General features: G+C 70.5%; 2 protein-coding genes. Both read left to right on the top strand.

The features are described 5' to 3' along the window. Nucleotides 1-183, top strand: a 183-nt coding sequence (locus tag K789_RS25875) for a hypothetical protein (RefSeq protein WP_035738646.1), incomplete at its 5' end; no start/stop codon positions are given. 141 nt (nt 184-324) lie between these two features. Next, the coding region (locus K789_RS21905; protein ID WP_237739465.1) for a PAS domain S-box protein at nt 325-577 on the top strand (253 nt) is incomplete at its 3' end.

Genomic DNA, 577 nt, shown 5'->3' with positions numbered 1-577 from the left:
ACGCTGCTGGATGCCCGGAACGTCCTCGACGCGACCGTCTGGGAGGCCGATGGCTGGACTGTCCGCGGCCTGGGCCGGGGCCGCGCAACCCGTGCGGCGGCAACGCGCCCCAAGACCACAAGCACCAGCGCAACCAGGCCCGACCCTGCCCGCCTGAGCGCCGCGGGACACCGCCCCGTTTGACCCGCAACCCGCCGCCGAAACCCCGCCGAAACCCGGCCGCCGAACCCCGGCCACCAAAACGCCGCACCCCCGGCTTGGACGCGGGCCGGCGGTGGGGCCCCTATGATTTCCTGAGGGGAGGGCTTGATCAATGGCATACCGGTGGTCTCACATTTTCACGGCATGGGCCGCGTGATGGCTTCCCCGCACCCTGCCCCCGCCCTCGAAGTGGTGCTGGAATCCAGCCCTGACGCCATCCTGGTGATCACCGAGGACGGCACCATCCGCTTCGTCAACGCCGCCACCGAGCGCATGTTCGGCTACTCCCGCGACGAGCTCCTGGGCCAGGACCACCGGATGCTCCTCGCCGAAGGCTTCCGCAGCGGCCTGCAGCGCATCTTCTTCGCCCTCCGCA

This window comes from Arthrobacter sp. TB 26, assembly GCF_000427315.1.
Classification (GTDB): Bacteria; Actinomycetota; Actinomycetes; order Actinomycetales; family Micrococcaceae; genus Arthrobacter.
This window is presented reverse-complemented; position numbering and strand designations above follow the sequence as displayed.